Here is a 21,696-nt window from a genome sequence, read left to right on the forward strand (position 1 = left end):
CTCCGTCGTCGGCGCCGCTTTGCACCCGCCTGCGGTCGCTAGGATCGCAAGCGGAGCGGCAAGAGCGGCGCCGCGCACCTTATTGACCGAAGTCGACTTTCGGCGCCTGATTGGCGTTCGGGCTGACCGCCTTGTACGGCGTCATCGGCTTTGCGCCATGGACGATCTTGGCCCCGATGATGTCGGGGAAAGTGCGGATCGTCGTGTTATAATCCTGCACCGCGGCATTATAGTCCTGAATCGAAATGTTGATCCGGTTCTCGGTCCCTTCGAGCTGGGTCATCAGGTCGGCAAAACGCTGTTGGCTCTTGAGATCGGGATATTGCTCGACGGTGACCAGCAAGCGGCCGAGCGCGCTCGACACATTGCCCTGCGCCTGCTGGAAGGCCTGTACCTTCGCGGGATCCTCAAGGTCATCGGCGGTCAGCTTCACCTGCGTCGCCGACGCGCGCGCCTGGATGACGCCTTCCAGGGTCGATTGCTCGATCTTCGCCGCGCCCTTTGCGGTTTCGACGAGGTTGGGGATCAGGTCGGCGCGGCGCTGGTACGCGGCTTCGACATTGGCCCACTTGGCCTTGGCGGCTTCTTCCTTGGTGGGAACGCTGTTGATGCCGCAGGCGGACAGCGACAGTGCGGCAACCGGGACAATCAGCCAGCGGGCGGAACGATAGGTCATGGTCATCAATGCTCCCTCGCGCGGCGTTTTGCCGCAACAACACACATAATAGGATCGCGCTTGCCTTTGTGCAATCACCGCGGCAGTTTCGGGGCGCTAGATCGACGATCCGGGGAGCCGCAACATGTTGAGCGAATTCAGGGAATTTATCGCCAAAGGCAATGTCATGGACCTCGCGGTCGGCGTCATCATCGGCGGCGCCTTTGCCACGATCACGACGTCGCTGACCGCCGACCTGATCATGCCGCTGGTCGGCTGGATTTTCGGCGGCGTCGATTTCTCGAGCAAGTTCATCCTGCTGGGCGCCATCCCCGAAGGCATCGCCGCGACCGACTATGCCGCGCTCAAGAAGGCGGGCGTCGCGATGATCGGCTATGGCGCCTTCATAACCGCGGTGATCAACTTCCTGATTCTCGCTTTCGTCATTTTCCTGCTGGTCAAATGGGTGAACAAGGTGATGCGCCGCGGACCCGATGCGCCGGCGGGCCCGAGCGAGGTCGATCTGCTCACCGAAATCCGCGACGAACTGCGGAAAAAATGATCAAGCGGTCACCGCGGCAAAGGCCGGGGTCCATCGTTGCGTATGCGATCGGCGTCGAGACCCCGGCCTTCGCCGCGATGACGGTCGGGAAGGGAAATCGGGGCGCCGCTCTTTCCAAACGCCGACGGGCTGCCTATATGAAGGTCGCCGGTTTCGGCCGGCTATGAGGATAAATGGTGTCGTGGAATAGACACAGCGGACCCGGGGGCAGTACCCGGCGGCTCCACCACAAACCCGCGCTTTCCCTGGGGATGCACGGGCTTCTGACGGGGCCGAACCAGGATCGACGTGTGTTCAAAGACGATGTTTTCTTCCGGGCTGAGTAACCCGTTCAAGGCTCAAACCTATAAGTGCTAACGATAACGAAGCACTCGCTCTGGCTGCGTAACCGATAAGCCTCACGGCCTAAGGTTATTCAAATAGAACGCGGTTCGGACCGAACCGGGCAACAGAATCGGATACCAGCGGCTGGGGACGAGCCGGGCAACAGAATCGTCCCACCTTCCTGCCATCATACGGAATCCTCGCCCTTGCACGACGGCGCCGTGCCGCCGCGTTCTTCGAGGCTCGCCTGGAAATCGGCGCCCCACGACCGCATGCTCAGCAATACGGGCTTCAGCGAATGACCGAGCGGCGTCAGTTCATATTCGACGCGCGGCGGCACCTCGGGATAGACGATCCGTGCGACGATGCCATCGGCTTCGAGTTCGCGAAGCTGCAGTGTGATCATTCGCTGCGTGGCGTTCGGCGTCAGGCGACAGAGCGCGTTGAAGCGCAGCCGCCCGCCGAGCAGGTGGAACAGCAGCACCGGCTTCCACACCCCGCCGATAACCGACAGCGTCGCTTCGACGCTGCAACCCGTCCGCCCGGCGCGGCGGCGGGTCGAACGCGCCTTCGGAGAGGCCGCTTTATCCTGGTTTTCCCCAATAGGCACATTCATGATAGTATATGTCCAAATTGTGCGTACTTATGAATCTGTCGCTAACGGCATATATCGATTCGGACAACGGGCATGGCCTGTTGCGCAGCGAGTCGAACCCGAAAGAGGATAATGCCGTGGAACAATCCGTCATGAAGGCCGCCTGGTACGAGCGGAAGGGAAACGCCGATGAGGTGCTGATCGTCGGCGAGCGGCCCGTGCCCGTCGCTGCGCCGGGCGAATTGCTCATTCGGGTGCGCGCCTCGGGCGTGAACCCTTCCGACACCAAGGCGCGGCAGGGCGCGCGCGGACGCACCGAGATGCCTTATCCGCTGGTCATCCCGCATCAGGATGGCGCGGGTGAAGTCGTCGCGGCCGGATCGGCCGAAGACGGCGACTGGATCGGCAGGCGCGTATGGTTCTACGAAGCGCAGCTCGGCCGGGCATTCGGTGCGGCTGCCGAATATGTCGCGCTGCCGGTGCGACAGGTCTCGGTGCTGCCGGACGATGTCTCGTTCGAGGAAGGCGCCAGCCTCGGCGTGCCCGCGATGACCGCGCATCGTTGCGTTTTTGCCGATGGTCCGGTCGCGGGGAAGACGGTCTTCGTCTCGGGTGGCGCGGGCGCGGTCGGCCGCTATGCGATCCAGTTCGCCAAGCTTGGCGGGGCGACGGTAATCGCGAGCGTGAGCCGCGACGAGCAGGCGGATTCGGCGAGGACGGCGGGCGCCGACTTCATCGTCAACCGCAAGACCGACGACATCGTCGCGCGCGTTCGCGAGATCACGGGGCGGGAGCGCGGCGTCGACCGGTTCGTCGAAGTCGCTTTCGGTGCGAACCTCGATATCATCATGAGTCTGCTCGCGCCGCGCGGCGTGGTCGCGACCTATGCGTCAGACGCGGTGCCGGAACCCGCACTGCCGTTCTGGCCGCTCGTCATGCTCGACGCGACGGTTCGTTTCGTGCTCGTCTATGTCATGGACGCCGCTGCGCATGATCAGGCCGCGCAGGCGATCAACGAGGCGCTGGTGGCAGGGAAACTGAATCATAGTATCGCCGCAATCTATCCGCTCGACCGGATCGTCGAGGCGCATCGGGCGCAGGAAGCTGGCACTGCGATAGGCAAAATTGTCGTGATCCCCTGATCAGACCTAGTGCGCGCCCCCGCACTGGCCATGATCGCCGAGTGCCTCGATCACCCGGCAGTCGGCGGCTGCACCGCCCCGGCAGCGGCCGACGATCCGGGTAAGTTCGTCGCGCAATGCGGATAGCTGCGCAATCTTCGCCTCGACCTGTTCGAGATGGGTCGACGCAATCCTGTCGGCTTCGCCGCAATCGCGGTCGGGATGATCCGACAGGTCGAGCAATGAACGAATCTCCTCGATCGTGAAGCCAAGCTCGCGCGAATGGCGCACGAAGCTGAGCCGCGACCGGTGGTCGGGTCCATAGCTGCGGTAATTCGCGTCGGTCCGCGCGGGGGCGGGGAGGAGGCCGATCCGCTCGTAATAGCGGATGGTTTCGATATTGGTGCCGGTGGCCTTTGACAGTTCGCCGATTTTCATCGCTTGACCCTGTAGTTGCTACAGGATGCATATGGGGAGCCGACTCGAAGATGTAAGGAGGTTCGGCGATGGCCGATCAATGTTGCGCAGGTAAAAGCGGCAAGACCGCGCTGAACAATCCGAAGTGGCGGCGGATCCTGTGGATCGCGCTGGCCATCAACGCTGCGATGTTCGGGGTCGAAATCGTCGCGGGCGTCGCCGCCGATTCGCGCGCGCTGCAGGCCGACGCGCTCGATTTCCTCGGCGATGCGGCCAATTATGCGATCAGCCTGGGCGTTGCCGGGATGGCGCTGGCATGGCGCGCCCGCGCCGCGCTGCTCAAGGCCGCGACGATGCTCGTCTTCGGCCTGTGGGTGCTCGGCTCGGCGTTGTGGGGTTTTCTGAACGGTGCGACGCCCCAGGCGGAGACGATGGGGATCATCGGCACGCTTGCCCTCGCGTCGAATGTCGCTGTTGCGCTGATGCTCTACCGTTACCGGACAGGCGATGCGAACATGCGCTCGGTCTGGATATGCTCGCGCAACGATGCGATCGGGAATCTTGCCGTCCTGGCGGCGGCGCTCGGTGTGTTCGGGACGGGGCAGGGCTGGCCCGACCTTGCCGTCGCGGCGATCATGGCGGCGCTCGCGATATGGGGCAGTCTTGACGTCTTTCGCCATGCGCGCGGCGACCTCGCCAGCGTCGCGCGCGGGTGATCGGAATTGCAAGTCGGCCCGATTTTCGAAACGCCGATTTTCCACCCTATGCCAATGCCGCCGCCCCGATTATTGTGCGGTGCAGAATGAAGGGCGATCTTGGCATACAAACAGGCGGAACGTGCCGCGCCCGTGCAGCCCGGATCGATTCGGGCCGCCTTTATGGCTGACGCCACCTCGCCCGCCGCCCCGCAGGACGAATATGTGCTGAAGCCGCACGAGCAGCCTCTGATCCCGGGATCGCCCGCCAATCCCGACCACCCCAAAGGCCGACGGATCGCCTATTTCGCAATCGGCATCTACCTCGGCCTGGTGGCGGGGCTGACGAACGGTCTGCTGCTCGCAAATCTGATCGTGCTGCAAGGAAACATGAACCTGACGCCGGTCGATACCGGTTGGGTGACCGTGGCCTATAACCTGACCAATGCCTGCATGAGCATCTTGCTGTTCAAGGTGCGGCAGCATTTCGGAATCCAGCGTTTCGTTCGTGCGACGATGATCACCCTGCTGATCGCCAATTTCGTGCAGCTGTTCGACGCGGGCTATCAGGTCGAACTCGTCTCGCGTGCGATTTCGGGCATCGCTGCAAGCGGGCTGGTGACGCTTTCGATCTTTTACATGATGCAAAGCCTGCCCGGGCCGCAAAGGATGATCGCACTGGTGCTCGGCATCGGTGTCGTTCAAATCGGCTTGCCGCTGGCGCGCGCCATCTCGCCGCTGCTGGTCTATGACGGCGATATCGGCAGCCTGTTCGCACTGCAATTCGGCTTGTCGCTCGTCACCGTCGGCCTCGTGAACGTCCTGCCGTTGCCGCAGGGCGTGACGGTGCGCGCCTTCGGCGTCCTCGATCTGATCAGCTTCCCGCTGCTCGCGGTCGGGATTGGCCTGCTGTGCAGCTTTCTGGTGCAGGGGCGCATCATCTGGTGGCCGACGCCGTGGCTGGGCGCCTTGCTGGCGCCTGCGATCGTGCTGATCGGCGCGGCGTTGCTGATCGAACACAATCGCCAAAATCCAATGCTCCAGACACGCTGGATGGCGAGCGGCGACCTGCTGAAGCTGGCGTTGGCCGGCGCGTTCATTCGCGTCGTTCTGTCGGAGCAGAATTTCGGCGCGACCGGGCTGTTGACGTCGCTCGGCTATGTCAACGACCAGCTCGTGACCTTCTATGCGATCACTGCCTTCGCGGCCTTGCTGGGCGTGTTCTTCCCGCTGATCGGGCTCAATCCCGCCGACCTTCGCCTGTCGACACTGATCTCGCTGGGGATCATTTCGGTCGCGGCCTTCGCCGATACGCAGACAGGGCTGATGTCGCGCCCCTCCGACTTCTATCTGACGCAGGCGGCGATCGCCTTTGCATCGGTCTATTTCATAGGGCCGATGCTGATGGAAGGGTTCCTGCGCGCGCTGACGCGCGGACCATCCTATATTGTCAGCTTCCTGGCGCTGTTCAATCTGTCGCAAACCATCGGGGGGCTCGCCGGCACGGCGGCCTTGTCGGCGTTCTTCACCATTCGCGCCAAGGCGCATCTGATGACGCTGGGGCAGGGGTTGGCGACCGACGATCCGGCGCTGGCGCAGGCGCTCGCCTATCTGTCGAGCGGCCTGAACGGTTCGATCGGGGACGCGACGCTGCGCTCGGCGGTCGCCGGGCGCAACGTGGTTCAGGAAGCGGCGCGGCAGGCCGGGGTTCTGGCCTATAACGACGTTTTCTTCGTGATCGGCTTTGGCGCAGCGATAGGCTTCATGATCGTGCTGGTCCGCTGGCTGCGCGATCGGCGCCGTGGTTTCAGCCCGCTCGCAGCGGACCTTTCCCTCCTCCAGCAGATGTTGGCGCAAAGAAAATGACCGACGACAAGACACCGGCAACCGCAACCGACGAAGCTCCGCCTGTCGCGGCAGCGGCAGCGGCGCCCGAGCCGCCTCAGGGCGGCGGAGGCTGGCGGCCCGACCGTTCGCGATCGCAGATCATCCTGTTCAGCGGGCTGATCCTGCTCGGCGCGCTGGCGGTCCTCTATGCCTGGGGTCTGCCGCCGTTCCGGCCCGACAGCCAGACCACGGACAATGCCTATGTCCGCGGCCAGACGACGATCATCTCGCCGCAGGTCGGCGGCTATGTGACGCAGGTGCTGGTGCAGGATTTCGAACGCGTCGCGGCGGGGCAGATCCTCGTGCGGATCGACGACCGCATCTATCGCGAACGCGTCGCGCAGGGCGCGGCGAACATCGCGGCGCAGAAGGCGAGCCTCAGCAACAGCGAGCAGAGCGAACGCTCGGCTGAGGCGCAGGTGCGTCTGCAGGATGCGGCGGTGGCCAATGCCGCCGCGCAGCTCCAGCGCGCGCAGGCCGACATGCGCCGCGTCAACGAACTCGTCGACGCTGGATCGGTGTCGCTGCGCGAGCGTGACCAGACGCTCGCGGCGCTGCGTCAGGCCGAAGCCGCGGTACGGCAGGCGCAGGCGCAGCGGCAGATCGCGCTCGAGCAGGTGCGGTCGGTGACCGTCGGGCGCGGCGGCCTGCAAGCCGGCGTCCAGAATGCCGAGGCGACCCGCGGCCTTGCCGACATCGATCTCGAGCGAACGGTGATCCGCGCGCCGCGCGCCGGCCGGTTGAGCGAGGTCGCGGTCCGCGTCGGACAACTCGTGAACCCGGGTACCCAGCTCATGTATCTGGTGCCGGAAACGCATTGGGTTGTCGCCAATTTCAAGGAGGGGCAGACCGCGAGCATCCGGGTCGGGCAAAAGGCTCATTTCCGGGTCGACGCGCTCGGCGGGGTCGAACTCAAGGGGACGGTCGAAAGCGTCGCTCCGGCGGCGGGGAGCGAGTTCAGCATCATCAAGCCCGACACCGGATCGGGCAATTTCGTGAAGGTGCCGCAACGAATCGCGGTGCGCATCCGGATCGATCCCGGACAGCCGCTCGCCAGGCGGCTCGGGCCCGGCATGTCGGTGATCGCGACCGTCGATACGGACGGCGGCCGGTGAGACGCGCGGCGCTGTTGCTGCCGCTGCTGGTCGCGGGGTGCGCCCCGGCCATCAGTCCGCGGCCCGAGGCGAGCGTCGTTGCGCCGCCCGCCGACTGGCGCACGTCGCTGCCTGCCGAGGGCGCGGTCGAGCGCGAATGGTGGGCGCGGTTCGGCGACCCCCAGCTTTCGGCGCTGGTCGAACAGGCGCGCGCGAACAATAGCGACCTCGCCATCGCCGCGGCGCGCGTGGCCGAGGCGCGCGCGCAGGAACGCGTCGCCCGCTCACTGCTACTGCCCAGCCTGTCGGCAAGCGTACCGGGGTCGGAGGCGCGCACGGTCAACGCGTTCGGCCGGCCGAGCGAAAGCACCTCGGCACAGCCGACATTCCAGGCGGCGTATGAGGTCGATCTGTTCGGCGGCAACGCGGCGCGGCGCGATGCCGCGCGTGCCAGCGCGGCCGCTTTTGCCGCCGCGCACGAAGCGGCGACGCTGTCGGTCAGTGCGGCGGCGGCGAGCGGCTACATCACCTTGCTCGCGCTCGACGACCGTCTCAAAGTGCTCAAGGCAACGCTCGTCCAGCGTGGCGAGGCGCTGCGCATCGCGCGCGACCGCGCCGAGGCGGGCTATACGTCCGAGCTCGAACTCCGGCAGTCCGAAGCCGAATACCGCGCCGCCGAACAGCAGATCCCGACGATCGAAGCAGCGATTGCGCGGCAAGAAAATGCGCTGTCGTTGCTCGTCGGCGATACGCCGCACGCGATCGCCCGCGGCGTGAATTTCGACGCGCTCGCGACGCCTGTTGTCCCCGCGGTCGTTCCCTCCGAACTGGTTCGGCGCCGCCCCGACATCGCGCAGGCCGAATATTCGCTCGCCGCGACCGACGCCAATCTGCGCGCCGCGCGCGCGCAATTCCTGCCGCAGATCCGCCTGTCGGCATCGGGCGGCGCGGCGATTTCCTCGCTGCTCGGCGATCCGATCACCATCTGGTCGATCGGCGGCAGCATTCTCGCGCCGATCTTCTCGGGCGGGCGGCTGGAGGGGCAGTTCGATGCGGCGACCGCACAGCGCGACCAGGCCGCCTTCGCCTATCGCAAATCGGTCCTGACCGCGTTTCGCGAGGTCGAGGACCAGCTTGCGCTGATCGACCGGCTGGACGCGCAGGAACAAGCCTTGCTCGCACAGCGCGCCGCGGTTGCCGAAGTGCTCCGCCACGCGGCGAACCGCTATCGCGCCGGCTATTCGCCTTATCTGGAGCAAATCGATGCGCAGCGCGCGCTGCTATCGGTCGATCTCGCGCTGATCCAGCTGCGTGCCGATCGGCTGACCTCCTATGTTGCGCTCTATCAAGCCCTGGGCGGGGGCACAGCCCAGCCGTAAGCCAGCGCCGTGCGCGGAAAGCGGCGGCGCTCAGCGATTGAGGCGCGGCGCCTGATCCTCGAGAAGCCGGTGCTCGGACGCGTCGCTCTTGAGCCTGGAGTCGGTCGGCGCCAGCTCGCTGCCTCTCTTGCCGAGGACGGCCTGGGGTGCGGAACTGAGTTCGCCTCTCGGCGGTGCGATCAGTCCTGTCGGGACCGCAGGAATCGAGGTCGCGGCATCGCCTTCCGCGAGCGCCGGGGCGAGCGGGAGCGCGCCGGGGTTCTCCAGCAGATAGCCCGACAGGCTGGTGACCGCCGACGCCGGAAGCAGTTCGGCATTGGCATAGGGGCTGACGAACGCGCCGCGCGTGCCGCTGCTGCCGCTCCATCGATAGAAGATATGCGATCCGACGGTGCGCAGCTTGGTCAGATTGGCGCTCCAGTAGGGAACCACCCAAAGCGTGTGATAATGCGTCGCCAGGCCGACGCTGGGTTCGACATAGCCGGACAGCGCCGCCGCGGCCACGGCGCGGGCGCGCGCCCAGCCGCTCGCCGAGGGCCGCCGGTTCAGCGAACCGTCACAGGTGAAGGTGAACTGGCAACCGGTCTTTCGCTGCGAGCCCTGAAAGACGACCCCGCAGACCGAATTGGGATAAGCGGGGTGGCGCATCCGGTTGAGGACGACCTGCGCGACCGCGCGCTGGCCGGTCAGCGTTTCGGAGGCCGCCTCGTAATAAACCGCCGCAGTCAGGCAGTCGACCGCCGACAATCTGGTGTTCATCTGGGTCGACGGCAGGTTCAGCGCGAACGGGCGCGCCGCAACCAGCGGTTCGTCGGATTGGGGCACCGCCGCGTTGATCTGTTCGGCGGTTTGCGCGTCGATGCCCGGGCGGAAACGGAAAGCTTCGGGCTCGGGCGCCGGGCGGGCGGCCGCTTCGCGCCGGGACGGGGACTCGACCGGCGACCGGTGCGGCAGCGAGAGCGACAGATAAATGGCATAGAGCGCCGCGAGCATCAGCAGCCCGCTTGCGCCGAGCAGGGCAGGAAGTCGCAGGGATCGCTGCTTCATCTGCACGTCAACCACTCTCTTTCGACCCGAGCCTGACGCAAAAAGGGCCGGCCATCAAGGCCGACCCTTCTTTGCCCAAGAAGCTGGCCGCGGTCGGGTTCAGGCGAACTGGAACCGGACCTGCGTTTTCTGCCGGCGGCGCATCGAGAAGCCGACCGCGCCGAAACCGAGAAGCATCAGCATCCACGTGCCCGGTTCCGGGACCGCCGAGAAGACCGCCGAGACGCGGAGGCCCGCCGGGTTCGAGCCCGGACCGCCGGTGCCCGAGTCGTTCTGGACGAGGAACGAAAGCGTGTTCGCGCCGGCGAGGAGGTTCGTGCTGATGTTCAGCGGAACACCCGTGCCGCCGCCGAACTGCGAAGCGCTGCTGCCATTGTTATAGATCGCGATGCCGTTCAGCAGGATCTGGGTGACGCGGTTGTCCGACCAGAAATTCCCGGTCAGCGTCGCCGCGGTCGCGATCTGGCTGAGGGTGAAGATGGTCGAGTAAGTTACCGTTCCGACCGGCTGGTTCAGCGTGCCGTCGGCATTCGGCGTGATCCAGCGCGCGCCGTCGACGTTGCCGTTCTGGCCGGCCGGAGCGCCGCCGCTGTACCAGTTTGCGTGGATCAGCTGCGGGATCGACGCCACCAGCTCGGCGCTCGGCGTTTCGATCGACCAATTTGCATCGGTCGTTCCAGGAGCGCCGACGCCGGTCTTGATGTCGACCGTGGTTGCGGCGTTGGCCGTCGTTGCCGACAGGGTCACCGCGGTAAGCGTAAACGCCAATGCAAGGCTGTTCTTCATCATGGTCATCCCCAATCTTCCAAACCGATTTCAGGCAAAATTGACGCGAAGGTTCCGGCGGCGGCGCATCGAGAAGCCGACCGCGCCGATGCCGAGAAGCATGAGCATCCACGTCCCGGGTTCGGGCACGCCGGGTGCGTCGAGCAGCAGGTAGCTCGGGTTCCGGCTGTTGCCGACGTTCTGGACGGTGGCGTTGATCGAATAGAAACCGCTGGTGGGCGCGGTGAAGCTGACCTTCGTCCACGGACCCGCGGTGCCGGCGCCGACCGAACTGACCGACTGGCTGAACAAGGTCGTTCCGGAGAGGTTCGAGAAATCGAAGACGCCGAGGCCGCCGAAGTCGTTGAAGTTGGATTCGGTGGTCGCGAAGGCGACCATGAAGCTGATCGTTTCGCCCTGCGTCATCGAAAAGAGCTGCGTCAGCAGGGTCGGAATGCCCTGAATGCCTGCGGCGATGACCGCGAACTGCGAGCCCTCCTGCGCCGTATATCCGCCGAACGACGATACGGTCGCGACGCGCAGCGGGTTGAGGGTAAACCATCCGGTCGGCGCGCCAAGCCCGACCGGGCCAGCTTCGAAGCCTGCGTTGACGATCGTCGATGCCGATGCGGCCTGCGGGGCCGACAAAGATGCAAGGGCAGCCGCAGCCGCCAGCAGAAATTTCTTCACTATACCCCCACTTTGGTTTCCGAGACCCCAGGCATCGGGGACGATCCCCGAAGGCCAGCACCGTCCCTCGACAGCACCCGGTCCCGATTGAACGCGAAGCCGCGCCCGTCAGGCCAAAAGGACTCGACGCCGGAAGCCCAATGGAGTGCGCTTCCAGCGCAAATTCCGACCCGAACTGCGCGATAATCACAGCAAGTCTGCTGCTTGCTTCCGCGTTCGGGTTACTGTGATTTGCTAAAGTTTGTCAACGTGTTGTTATGTTCTGTAACGACCCCGGACAGATTCCGGCCATTGGCGCTTTCAAGCGTGAAAGCGACGGATCGTTATAAGGATTTGATTCTAAAGGGAAAATAAATTGGCTGATACGTGGCGGCTGAGCGATCAGAGCCGGATGGTCGAAACTATGTTCCATAGTGAAACATTATCGCCGTGAATTGTGCCGCCGCGGACATGAGGTGTAACCCGCCGTTGTTGCTATATTTTGTAAAGCGCGAAATCCTGTCCGTTTGGCGGAATTCCGCGCAAGATCGATGGGCGACCGGCGCCTTTGGATGCTTTGGCGAGGCGCGCGAGGGTGGTGGGCTCGTCGTGACGAACCTGGCCGGGCGAAAGGGCGGCGACCCGTTTTGGCGCCGTTGGTACGAGAATCGGGACCAATAGGCGATGCAGCGACTACGCCGGTCGCCGGGCTCGTCGACTGCGCCTGCCTTTACTCAGCTATTGTAATAGCCGTCGTATTTGCCGCCATATCCATAGGGATCGCCATTGCCGCCGGTGAAGCGATTGAACACGGTCCCCAGCAACGGCGTCGGATGGATCAGTTGCATGGCCCCCTGAAGCTGTTTTTTCGTCGTCACGCCCTGTTCGACGACCAGCAGCACCCCGTCGAGCTTCTCTGCGGCGAGAATGGCATCGTCGTTCGCGAACACGGGCGGAAGGTCGAAGATGACGATGGCGTCGTCGCCAAGCGCGCGGGCGCGCGCCACCAGCTCGTCGAGCCGTTCGCTGACCATCAGTTCGGCCGAATTCACCGGAGCCGCGAGGGTCGGATAGACGACCAGATTGCTCTCGCCGATGCGCCGTCCGATCTGCCGCAGTTCGATGTCGTCGCCGAGAAGGAATTCGGTGACTCCCTCGGAGACGTCGAGACCGAAGATGCGGGCGATCGTCGCGCGCCGCAGGTCGAGGTCGACCAGAAAGGTTCGCTTGTTCGGCAACTGCCCGATCGACGCTGCCAGGTTGGAGGCGACGAAAGACTTGCCGGCATGGGGCGCCGGCGATGTGATGCCGACGAGCCGCCCGCCGCTTTCCGCCAGCTTTTTGATCAATTGGGTCCGGAGCAGGTTGAACGAGCGCGAGCGCGGGTCCTTCGATTCGAAGCCGACCAGCTTTTCGCTGAGTTCAACGTCGCCGGCATCGGCCACTTCGTCGATCCCCGGAAGACCCGCTATCAGCGGCGTGCCCCCGAGCGTTTGCGGAATGTTGGGAAAGCTCTTCATCGGCCGCTCTAGTCACCCGAACCTTGCAAGGCGTGCTTGCGGCGTGGAATAAAGGATCGAAGCCGCTGCCACCAGCTGGTGGAAGGCTGGTTTGCCGGATCGATCGTCGGAATGGAGACCATGGGCATCGTTCCCGTCACCGCGCGGATGTCAAGGACGTCGCGAATGGGCCGCAGGTAGAGCTCGACCGCCAGGATAAGAAATAGTCCGAAGCCGACGCCGAAGACCAGTCCGCCGGCGATCAGGAGCGGCCGGTTGGGAGAGTTCGGATCTTCGGGGACGACCGGCGGATCGATGACCGACAGACGCTCGCCCTTCTGTTCGGTTTCCGCCTTGGCGCTCGCCTGCGCCGAGAGCAGCCGCGTCGATACGCTCTCATATTGCTTGTTGAGCCCGTCGAGCTTCTGCTGTTGCTGCGCGATCTGTTCCTGGACGAGCGGGCCGCGCGCCTGTGCACTTTGCGCCGCCGACAGCCGTCCGACCTCCTGAGCCTTCGCCGCCTGAAGCGCTGCGATTTGCGCGTTGTTCGACGCAATCTGCTGGTCGATCATGTCGGGAGGCAGCTTCGCCGCATTGCTCGCCGCAAGGATTTTGGCCTGCGCAAGACGCCGCCGGGCGATCGCGACGTCCGGATGGTCGTCGGAATAGCGCGCCTGCGCCGCGGCGAGTTCGGCTTCGGCGGCCGCGACGATCGGATCGCGGTCGGCGGAACTCTTGCGCGCTTCCTTTTGTGCCGCAAGCTGGGCATTGTCGCGCTGCAACGCGATGATCTGGGCATCATAGCCGCCGGTGGATCCGCCAAAAATCAGCGCCCCGCTGTTCGACAACGCCAGGCCGTTCTGCGCCTTGACCGTCTCGATTGCGCTTTCGAGCTCGCTGATCTGGCTTTGCAGCGCCGCGGCCTGGTCGGTCAGAAACTGCACCGTGTTCGCAGCCTGCTCGGATGTCTTCGTCGCGTCGAGCAGCAGCACCTGCTCGGTCATATCCTGCGCAACGGCCTGTGCCTGTGCGGCCGTCTTGTAATCGAAGCTGAGCGTAAAGGCGATCGTCGACGACTTTCCTCCCGACCGCTGAAGTTCGGCGGAGACGGCCTCGATCGTCGTAGCCTTTCGCATCTGCTCGATCGTTTCGGAAAGCGATTTGCGCGCTCTCTCGTCGGAATAGAGGCGATATTTCTGGATCAGCTCGATCAGGCGCGGCCGGCTCAAAACCTGCTGCCGGATCTTGGCGATCCGCTGGTCGACAATGTCGCCGTCCTGCGTCCCGATGACATCCTCGGGAAGTTGTGGTGATTCGACGAGGAGGGTCGCCGTCGACCGATAGACGGTGGGTAGCAGGAAGGCCGCCGCAATCCCGGCGATCAAGCTGAGGATAGCCGGAATCAGCAGCCAGCGATAGCGTTCGCGGATGATCGTTGGCAGGTGGGTGAGGATATTGCCGCCCTCGTCCTCCCGCTCGAAGCGATCGTCGCTCATCGCACGCCCCCGAACCGGTAGGAAATGCCGATGACACCCTGAACGTTCGACCGTTTGCTGCCGAAATCGTCGGACGAATCCGAATAGCCCGCGCTGGCGAAGACATTCAGCTTCTCCGTGAGTTGGCGTTCGTAACGCGCATAGCCCCGGATGCTCTTGAAATCGCCGCCGATACCGGTCAACGGGCTGGACGCGGTCGCATAGCTGCCGCCGAGCTGGATCGTGTCGCGCTCCGACAGCCGACGCGAATAGGTCGCGCCGATCGAGCTTTGCTCGCGGACGCCGCCGATCGCGGAAGGCAGGACTTGCCGCGAACCGGTCAAACAGAAATTATCGAGCGTCATCTTGTAGCAAAGGCTCAGATTGCCGGCGAAGGTCGTGGAACTGCTCGTTCCCTGCGCCAATTTGGTGCGCGTGAAGGAGAGGCCGGCGCTGCCCGATACCTCGAACCGCGGCGCGAGGCGGATGCCGAACGACAGTTGCGGCGAAATCATCTTCGCGTCGCCGGCGCGGCTGTTCCGGAAATTGCTGATGCTGCCCACCAACACCCCGCCGAGCGTGATATCCTCGTTCAGCCGCCGCGTGTAGGCGATCTGCTGCGAGGCATAATCGGAATCTTCGAGGTTGTTCGACGAGGGATAGCGCTGCGTCTGCACGAGCGCGGTCCAGCGGATATCGTCGAACTCGCTTGCTATATAATGCAACGAGGCTTGCGCCGACGCGGTGTTGCGCCGCTGCCGATCGCCCAGCAAGGTGATGTCGTCGTCGATCGGCGGCGGAAGACCCTCGCCATCTCCGCCGGCGTCGACCGGGCGGGTGAAGTCGGTCGTCGATATCGTGCTGGCGATCTGGACGCGCGCGGCAACGTCGAGGCGTTCGTTGATCCGATAGGTCGCATCGACGCTCGCCGACAGATTTTGCGCCGAATCATAGAGACGGGCATATTCGACATGCTCGACGCGCCCGGAAACACGGATGCTGCTGATTTCGTCGGACCGCGAAATCGTCGGCGCCAACTCAAGCCTGAACGAGGCGACGTCCCGATCGCCGCCGAACGCCAGGAACGGATTGCTGTCATATCCGGCGGACGCCGAAACCACGACCTCGCTGTCAATCTGGGCATGCGCCGGCGTCGCCATCAGGACTGCGATCGCGGCTGTGCAAGCGCCACGGCGCAGCGCAGAGCCAGGAGCGCGATGTCGGAACAGAGGCTGTTCGTTCATGGCACGATGACCGTGTCGCCGCTTTCGATGATCGGGATATTCTTCACCGCTTCGCTGCTCACCGACTTGCTGCGCAGGATCCCGCCGAGCCGCGCCGGGATCGACACCAGCCCGGCGCCCGACTTGCGGACGATGACAATGTTGTCGAGGCTTGCGAATTCGTCCGCGCCGCCGGCGAAGCTCAAAGCCTCGAGCAGCGTGACATAGCGTCCGGGCGTGAAGATGCCCGGACCTTTGACTTTGCCGATGACCGAAAATTGCAGACCCGACGGGCTGCGCACCGCAACGGTGACGTCGGGCACCTTGCCGTCGACATATTTATTGGTGAGCGCCGCGGATATGATGCGTTCGATCTCCACCGGGGTCCGGCCCGCGCCCTGGATCGATCCGACAAGCGGAAAGCTCAGCGACCCGTCCGGCAAAACCTTGACGACGCGCTGCAGCTGATCCTCGCGCCAGACGTTGATTTCCAGCTCGTCGCCCGGGTTGATGCGGTAAACCGGAAGCGGGGAGGACGCGGGCGAGGCGCCGGGCGCTGGCGCCGACTGGATCGCGACGGGCAGCGATGGCTGCGCCGCAGCCGTTGTGGCAAAACCGGCCGCCAGGCCTATAAGCAGCACCGCGGTCGCTCTGTTCACGGGATCACCTCTAACGGAAATACACCGCCCTTAAGCGGTTGGATCGATTGGACCTACTTGCCGGGAAAAGTCAACCGCATTAACCCAACAGCGATATCAATAGCCTATCCAGAAGCGTTCGTAACAGCGACCGGCTTCATATGTTAACATAAGGCAGCGGCTTGGCACTTCTCCCGACTTTTCGGCTCGCAATGCGCATGCTGCCGCTCGCCATGTGGCTGACGGTCGCGTCGGGGTGTGCCGATTCGGCGCAACGTGCGGCCGAAAACGCGGCTAACGCCGAAAGCCAGCTGGCGGCGGGCGACGTCGAGGCGGCGCGCAAATCGATCCGCGAAGCAATTACCGAGCGCGACGACGTTGCGGCCTATTATATCCTGCTGGGGCGGATCGAATTGCGGGCGCAGCGGCTGACCAGCGCCTTCAATGCCTATTCGATGGCGCTCGACCTGCAAGCCGACAATCCGGAGATTCTTCAGGCGATCGCCGAGCTCGGCCTGCAGACGGGACGGGTGCGCGAGGCCGACGACGCCGCCGACCGTCTGTTGCTGCTCATGCCCGGCGCTACGCAGGCCATGTTGGTCAAGGGCTTCATCGCGATCGACGATGGGCGCCCGGCCGACGCGCGGAAGATGGCGTCGGATATTCTCGCACTCAATCCCAGGGATGAAGGGGGTATCATCCTGCTCGCGCGCCTCGATGCGCTGGACGGGAAAACGGACGACGCCCTGAAGGCGGTCGACGACGCGATCGCCAGCGGCAGTGCGACGCCCGCGCTCAACGTCACCCGGCTCGAGATCTACCGATTGCAGGGTGACGAGAAGCGAATGAAGGCGATCCTGCCCGACCTATTGAAGGCGATGGACCAGAACGACGATTATGTGCTCGATTATGCCAATCTGCTATACAAGACGGGCGAAATCGCGGCCGCGCGGAGCGAGGTTGTCAAGGCCATGGGCAGGTCCCCCAATGATCGGGAGTTTCTCGCAAAGCTCGTCCAGCTGTGGCTGGAATATGATCGCCGACCGCTTTCCGACGCGCAACTCCAATATATTTCGGGGAGCGGAACGCGCGCCCAGCAGGTAATATTGGCGCGCTTCTATCTTGATGCGGGGGAATACGATAAAGCGAAGCGCCTGATTTCCGGACTGTTCGACGAGCATGTCCTTGACGGCCAGGCGCTGATGGCCAGGATCATGCTGGCGCAGGGGGACAAGAAAAATGCCTATCAGCTGGCGAGAAGGGTGCTCGCGGCCGACGCGCGAAACGAGGACGCGCTGCTGGTGAGGGCAGCCCGAAGCCTTGCGGAACGGAACCCCGATCGAGCGATCGAGGACGCGAACGTCGTTGTTTCGGACTCCCCGGAAAACTACCTTGGCTATGTCGAGCTGGCCCGCGCTTATATCGCCAAGGGGCAGGACATCCGGGCGCGGCAGACCTTCGAGCGCGGCATGGATTTTCTGCCGCAGAGCTTTCAGCTCGCCGACGCCTATCGGGCGTTTCTGCTCAGCGTCGGCGACCGGCAGCGGGCGGTGACGCTTGATCAGGATGTCGCGATGGCGAAACCCTCCTCCGTTCGCGCCTGGGCCATCTACTCGCGGACATGTTCGCAATATGGCGACGCGCTATGTGCGGCGAAGGCCGAGGCCGGTCTCGGGCGCGCCCGAAAATCCTACCTTGTCGACGACCCGCCGGGCACGCCGCGGCGGCGCGGCCTGTTCGCGCGCATCAGCCCCGAAAAAATCTGCGCGACGACGGGGGGCGTATGCACGGGAAGCTGAAGCCAGTCCCGCGGCGTAACAGCGGCCATATCCGCTTCACGTCCAATGTGTTGCGGTCGCTCGGCGTCGCAAACGATGTGGCCTGCTTCTTCTGCGCCTATCTTTTGACAGTTGTCGTCTATGATCTGACGATCGGCTATTATTACGACGCGCGCCTGCACAGCACCGGCGCGATCATCATGTGCATCAACTATTTCCTCATCCGCATCTCGCGCGATGGCTACACGGTGTTCCGAGGGCAGGGCGAGGATGTGGGGGGGAGTGCCATAGCGGACTTCCTGCTCGCGTCGGCGCTTACCAGCCTGGTGATTTTCCAGCTCGAGATGATGCGCGAATTCTCGCGGGGGTTCGCGCTTTACTTCATCGGCTTCAGCATGATTGCGCTCTTCGTGAGCCGCATCGTTTTCCGCAAGCTGATCTGGAACCTGATGGAAAAGGGCGTCGTCGGCCAACGGGTCGCGCTGTACGCGTCGGGCAAGGCGACGATCGACAAGGTGCTGGAACTTCTCGAAATCCAGCGCCTGCCGCATTTGCGGATCATCGGCTACGCCGACGATCGCAGCCGGACGAAGACCGATGTCGAGGACTTGCCCTATCTCGGCGGTTTCGAAGCGCTTCTCGACCTTGCGCGCGCCGGCGACCTCGATCAGGTCATCCTCGCATTGCCCGAGATCAAGCAGGACCGGCTCGCCTATATCGCCGAGACGCTGAGCGCCGCGTCGATCGACATCTGCGTTCTGCCGACCGAAGCGCTCGAGCTCAAGGCGGGATATCGGATCAACTTCCTCGGCTCGATCCCCGTCTTCACGATCTGGCAACAGCCAGTCCGCGACGTCGACGGCATTCTCAAGGAGATCATGGACCGCGGCATCGCCTTGATCGCCGTTTTCCTGTTATCGCCGCTCCTGCTGCTCACGGCGCTGGCGATCCGTCTCGAAAGCAAGGGGCCGATCCTGTTTCGGCAAAAGCGCTTCGGCTTCAACAACAACGAGATTTCGGTGCTGAAATTCCGCTCGATGTATGTCGACCGGCAGGACGTCAGCGGCGCGGCACGGACGCGGAAGGACGACCCCCGCGTCACCCGGGTCGGGCGGATCATCCGCCGCACCAGCATCGACGAACTGCCCCAGCTCTTCAACGTCCTGCGCGGCGATATGTCGCTGGTCGGTCCGCGCCCGCACGCAACGATGATGCGCGTCGGCGACAAATATTATTTCGACGCCGTCCGGGGCTATACGGCGCGGCATCGCGTCAAGCCGGGGATCACCGGCCTGGCGCAGATCCGCGGATTGCGCGGCGAGATCGCGACCACCGATCGGGCGCGGAAGCGTGTCGAATATGATATCTATTATATCGAAAACTGGTCGCCGCTGCTCGACCTCAGGATCATGATCGAAACCCTGTTCAAGCTGGTCTGGGACAAGAATGCCTACTGACGCGGGCGGCGTTCGGTTTCTCGGTATCGAATTTACCGGATCGTCGTATGAACAGGTCGCGCGCGAGCTTGTCGAGCTCGCGGGCCGCAATCGCTTCTCCTATGTCGTCACGCCCAATGTCGATCATGTCCTGCTGCTAAATCCCAGGCAGCGAAGCGCGACGACCGGGCGGTTGCAGGCGGCCTATGACGAGGCGGCGATGCGCCTGTGCGACAGCCGCATTCTGCAGCTTCTGGCGCGCTTCCGCGGGATCGGGCTCGATGTCGTGACGGGCAGCGACCTCACGGCCTATCTGTTTCGCAACCGATGGTTCGCCGGTCGAAAGGTGGCTCTGGTCGGCGGCGACGAGGCGATGATCGCAGAACTTGGTGCGCGCTTTGCCGACCTTGAGATCGTCCAGCATCTTCCGCCGATGGGTGTGCTCCGCAACGAAGGGGCCATCGACGCGATCGTCGATTTCGTAGCGCGCGAACGCGCCGATTTCACGCTTTTCGCGATCGGCGCACCGCAAAGCGAGATTGTCGCTGCGAAATGCAAGGCCGACCGGCGTTGCCGGGGTGTCGGACTGTGCATCGGCGCCTCGATCGAATTCCTCGTCGACCGCAAACGGCGGGCGCCGATCTGGATGCAGCGCCTCCATCTTGAATGGGCGTTCCGCCTGCTCAGCGAGCCTCGGCGGCTGTGGAGGCGTTACCTGGTCACCGGCCCGCGCATTTTCGCCTTGGCGTGGCGCGAGCGCAGGCATTAGACCCCGATGGCGCCGACGGGCGGCAATTCGAAGGAACAGCGATATCCCATGGCGATCCTTGATCCCGAGGCCCGGCCGGCCATATCAGCGTCCGATCCCGACTGGTCGCGCGAGCGCAAGGCGGCGGGCGCATGGGATCCGTCCCGGGCATTGCTGGCCAGCATCCGGCGCTATCAGAACGCACGGGGTATCCTGGCGCCTTTCGCACGCAAGCTGGCGGTCCTGCGGCATCGCTTCTGGTCGGCCGTGACCGGCGCCGACATCCCGATCAACAGCCGGATCGGCGGCTGTCTGCTGATCCCGCATCCCAACGGCATCGTCTTCCACCCCGGAGCCGAGATCGGGTGCAATTGCCTGATCTTTCAGCAGGTGACGGTCGGGGCGAACGACCGCGGTATTCCGACGATCGGCGGCCACGTCGACATCGGCGCGGGCGCGAAGATCATCGGGCCGGTCACGATCGGCGACCATGCGCGCATCGGGGCGAATGCGGTGGTGCTGAAGGATGTCCCCGCTTATGGCGTCGTGGTCGGGAATCCGGGTCGGCTCTTGTCCCAGAACGGCGCAAGCTGACGCCCGGCGGCGGATCGCGGGGCCGCGGCTCTATTTATATTCGATGATCTTCGATCGCTTGCGGGTGATCGATCTCGTCAGAAACTGAATAGCTCCGGCCAACTCGGCAAATTTCTCGTACACCGTCAGCAGGGCGATCCGGATCGCATATCGGCTCTTTCTCCTCTCGCGCATCCATATTCTGAAGAATTGGAGAGGGTATAGCGACAGCGGTGCCGCCAACCACAACAGCGACCTGTTGGCGAAGAACAGGGCGAAGGCAGCGATCATGATGAAAAGGGGGAGAGCCAAGCCCCAGAATGAAAATCTGAGCACCTGTCGCTTCCAGCCCGGCAGGCTTGCCTTGCCGTTTCGTGCGACATGTTCGGCGTAGGCATAGCCGGTCCTCCGCATCCGGCATCGCCATTGCCCGAACTCGAGTATCGCGGCATCGTGAAGGCCCATTTCTGCGTCGATGCTCAGCACGGACCAGCCGTCTTTCCGGATCTTGAGGCACAGGTCGGATTCTTCGCCGGCGATGAGCCTTTCGTCAAAGCCGCCCGCTGGCCTGATCGCGGCGACCCGGTGCATCGCGATGCCGCCGCAACTTTCGGCCTCGCCGATGGGCGCGTTCCACGATCTGTCGCACAGATAATTGTACAGACTGCCGTCGGGGTTCACTTCGCGGAGGCTGCCGAAGACGACTCCTGCGGTGGGATGCGCCTCCAGCGCGGCGACGCCCTTTTCAAGCCAGTGATCATCGATCAGGCAATCGCCGTCGACGGTCTGGATGAACTCAAGACCGGGGTGCCGTTCCAACAGGCGATAGATGCCGGCGTTGCGGCCGCGTGCAGCCGTGAACGGCTTGTCTGAGGTCAGCGAAATCGTGTCGACTCCGTGTCCTCGCGCGAACTCCAGGCTGCCGTCGTGCGATCCGGAATCGACATATACGGTCGTGGGTCCGTTCGGCAGCTTCGCGAGGCAGGCCTTCAGGCGTTCGCCCTCGTTGCGTCCGATCACCACAATTCCGAGTTTGTTTCGCGACGTCATGCGGGCAGTATCCATGAGGTGGGAATCGGGCATCTTCTTGTCACGCGCTCACTCGATTAACGATGG

General features: G+C 64.1%; 21 protein-coding genes and 1 other RNA gene. 11 read left to right on the plus strand and 11 right to left on the minus strand.

All coding sequences use genetic code 11. The features are described from left to right. Nucleotides 1-79: 79 nt before the first annotated feature. Nucleotides 80-682 carry a LemA family protein gene (locus tag J1N50_RS08580; protein WP_215352921.1) on the minus strand — a complete coding sequence of 201 codons (603 nt, stop codon included), beginning with the start codon at nucleotides 680-682 and terminating at the stop codon, nucleotides 80-82. Between the two features lie 118 nt (nucleotides 683-800). On the opposite strand from J1N50_RS08580, the gene mscL reads away from it, so the two are divergent. Continuing rightward, on the plus strand, nucleotides 801-1,217 hold the full coding sequence (gene mscL / locus J1N50_RS08585; RefSeq protein ID WP_215352924.1) for a large conductance mechanosensitive channel protein MscL: 417 nt from the start codon (nucleotides 801-803) through the stop codon (nucleotides 1,215-1,217). Between the two features lie 107 nt (nucleotides 1,218-1,324). After that, nucleotides 1,325-1,680, plus strand: a transfer-messenger RNA (tmRNA) gene (gene ssrA / locus J1N50_RS08590). 48 nt (nucleotides 1,681-1,728) lie between these two features. Here the strand turns inward: ssrA and J1N50_RS08595 are convergent. Next, nucleotides 1,729-2,157 (minus strand): winged helix-turn-helix transcriptional regulator, encoded by a 429-nt coding sequence (locus J1N50_RS08595; protein WP_215352925.1) that lies wholly within the window; start codon nucleotides 2,155-2,157, stop codon nucleotides 1,729-1,731. Nucleotides 2,158-2,273: 116 nt separating this feature from the next. Between J1N50_RS08595 and J1N50_RS08600 the strand changes: the two genes are divergently transcribed. After that, nucleotides 2,274-3,278: an NADPH:quinone reductase gene (locus J1N50_RS08600; RefSeq protein ID WP_215352926.1), complete on the plus strand. Its 1,005-nt coding sequence runs from the start codon at nucleotides 2,274-2,276 to the stop codon at nucleotides 3,276-3,278. Between the two features lie 6 nt (nucleotides 3,279-3,284). On the opposite strand, the gene J1N50_RS08605 is transcribed toward J1N50_RS08600, so the two are convergent. Continuing rightward, nucleotides 3,285-3,695, minus strand: a complete 411-nt coding sequence (locus J1N50_RS08605) for a MerR family transcriptional regulator (protein WP_215352927.1) — start codon at nucleotides 3,693-3,695, stop codon at nucleotides 3,285-3,287. Nucleotides 3,696-3,763: 68 nt separating this feature from the next. On the opposite strand from J1N50_RS08605, the gene J1N50_RS08610 reads away from it, so the two are divergent. The 4 genes from J1N50_RS08610 to J1N50_RS08625 all read left to right on the plus strand — a co-directional run bounded on the left by J1N50_RS08610 (nucleotide 3,764) and on the right by J1N50_RS08625 (nucleotide 8,729). Beyond that, the gene (locus J1N50_RS08610; RefSeq protein WP_215352929.1) at nucleotides 3,764-4,390 is read left to right on the plus strand and encodes a cation efflux transmembrane domain-containing protein; all 627 of its coding nucleotides are present in this window, start codon (nucleotides 3,764-3,766) and stop codon (nucleotides 4,388-4,390) included. Between the two features lie 162 nt (nucleotides 4,391-4,552). After that, nucleotides 4,553-6,235 carry an MFS transporter gene (locus J1N50_RS08615; RefSeq protein ID WP_215352931.1) on the plus strand — a complete coding sequence of 561 codons (1,683 nt, stop codon included), beginning with the start codon at nucleotides 4,553-4,555 and terminating at the stop codon, nucleotides 6,233-6,235. Further along, nucleotides 6,232-7,371, plus strand: coding sequence for an HlyD family secretion protein (locus J1N50_RS08620; protein WP_215352932.1), 1,140 nt, complete (start codon nucleotides 6,232-6,234; stop codon nucleotides 7,369-7,371). Before J1N50_RS08615 ends, J1N50_RS08620 begins: the two co-directional genes overlap by 4 nt. Next, nucleotides 7,368-8,729, plus strand: a complete 1,362-nt coding sequence (locus J1N50_RS08625) for an efflux transporter outer membrane subunit (protein WP_215352933.1) — start codon at nucleotides 7,368-7,370, stop codon at nucleotides 8,727-8,729. Before J1N50_RS08620 ends, J1N50_RS08625 begins: the two co-directional genes overlap by 4 nt. A gap of 30 nt (nucleotides 8,730-8,759) precedes the next feature. On the opposite strand, the gene J1N50_RS08630 is transcribed toward J1N50_RS08625, so the two are convergent. The 7 genes from J1N50_RS08630 to J1N50_RS08660 form a co-directional block, all read right to left on the minus strand. Beyond that, nucleotides 8,760-9,776: a cell wall hydrolase gene (locus tag J1N50_RS08630; protein ID WP_246553258.1), complete on the minus strand. Its 1,017-nt coding sequence runs from the start codon at nucleotides 9,774-9,776 to the stop codon at nucleotides 8,760-8,762. A 99-nt stretch (nucleotides 9,777-9,875) separates the two neighbouring features. Then, nucleotides 9,876-10,571: a PEPxxWA-CTERM sorting domain-containing protein gene (locus J1N50_RS08635; RefSeq protein ID WP_246553259.1), complete on the minus strand. Its 696-nt coding sequence runs from the start codon at nucleotides 10,569-10,571 to the stop codon at nucleotides 9,876-9,878. 21 nt (nucleotides 10,572-10,592) lie between these two features. Beyond that, on the minus strand, nucleotides 10,593-11,231 hold the full coding sequence (locus J1N50_RS18015; RefSeq protein WP_215352934.1) for a PEPxxWA-CTERM sorting domain-containing protein: 639 nt from the start codon (nucleotides 11,229-11,231) through the stop codon (nucleotides 10,593-10,595). A 713-nt stretch (nucleotides 11,232-11,944) separates the two neighbouring features. Further along, on the minus strand, nucleotides 11,945-12,730 hold the full coding sequence (locus J1N50_RS08645) for a CpsD/CapB family tyrosine-protein kinase (protein ID WP_215352936.1): 786 nt from the start codon (nucleotides 12,728-12,730) through the stop codon (nucleotides 11,945-11,947). A gap of 8 nt (nucleotides 12,731-12,738) precedes the next feature. Continuing rightward, complete coding sequence (locus J1N50_RS08650) at nucleotides 12,739-14,205, minus strand: GumC family protein (protein WP_215352937.1); 1,467 nt, start codon at nucleotides 14,203-14,205, stop codon at nucleotides 12,739-12,741. Then, on the minus strand, nucleotides 14,202-15,344 hold the full coding sequence (locus J1N50_RS08655) for a hypothetical protein (protein ID WP_215352938.1): 1,143 nt from the start codon (nucleotides 15,342-15,344) through the stop codon (nucleotides 14,202-14,204). Before J1N50_RS08655 ends, J1N50_RS08650 begins: the two co-directional genes overlap by 4 nt. Before the next feature lie 80 nt (nucleotides 15,345-15,424). Further along, complete coding sequence (locus J1N50_RS08660; RefSeq protein WP_343227859.1) at nucleotides 15,425-16,066, minus strand: polysaccharide biosynthesis/export family protein; 642 nt, start codon at nucleotides 16,064-16,066, stop codon at nucleotides 15,425-15,427. Nucleotides 16,067-16,257: 191 nt separating this feature from the next. Between J1N50_RS08660 and J1N50_RS08665 the strand changes: the two genes are divergently transcribed. Genes J1N50_RS08665 through J1N50_RS08680 form a run of 4 tightly spaced genes read left to right on the plus strand, consistent with a single transcriptional unit; the run spans nucleotide 16,258 to nucleotide 20,601 of the window. Beyond that, nucleotides 16,258-17,844 (plus strand): tetratricopeptide repeat protein, encoded by a 1,587-nt coding sequence (locus J1N50_RS08665; protein WP_215352940.1) that lies wholly within the window; start codon nucleotides 16,258-16,260, stop codon nucleotides 17,842-17,844. Continuing rightward, a complete protein-coding gene (locus J1N50_RS08670; protein ID WP_215352942.1) occupies nucleotides 17,829-19,280 on the plus strand; it encodes an undecaprenyl-phosphate glucose phosphotransferase in 1,452 nt (483 codons plus the stop codon). The genes J1N50_RS08665 and J1N50_RS08670 overlap by 16 nt, the downstream gene beginning before the upstream one ends. Then, nucleotides 19,270-20,028 (plus strand): WecB/TagA/CpsF family glycosyltransferase, encoded by a 759-nt coding sequence (locus J1N50_RS08675; protein WP_215352944.1) that lies wholly within the window; start codon nucleotides 19,270-19,272, stop codon nucleotides 20,026-20,028. Before J1N50_RS08670 ends, J1N50_RS08675 begins: the two co-directional genes overlap by 11 nt. Before the next feature lie 48 nt (nucleotides 20,029-20,076). After that, the gene (locus tag J1N50_RS08680) at nucleotides 20,077-20,601 is read left to right on the plus strand and encodes a serine O-acetyltransferase (RefSeq protein WP_215352946.1); all 525 of its coding nucleotides are present in this window, start codon (nucleotides 20,077-20,079) and stop codon (nucleotides 20,599-20,601) included. A gap of 30 nt (nucleotides 20,602-20,631) precedes the next feature. On the opposite strand, the gene J1N50_RS08685 is transcribed toward J1N50_RS08680, so the two are convergent. Beyond that, nucleotides 20,632-21,645, minus strand: a complete 1,014-nt coding sequence (locus tag J1N50_RS08685) for a glycosyltransferase family 2 protein (RefSeq protein ID WP_215352948.1) — start codon at nucleotides 21,643-21,645, stop codon at nucleotides 20,632-20,634. Nucleotides 21,646-21,696 lie beyond the last annotated feature (51 nt).

This window comes from Sphingopyxis soli (genome assembly GCF_018682675.1).
Taxonomy (GTDB): domain Bacteria; phylum Pseudomonadota; class Alphaproteobacteria; order Sphingomonadales; family Sphingomonadaceae; genus Sphingopyxis; species Sphingopyxis soli.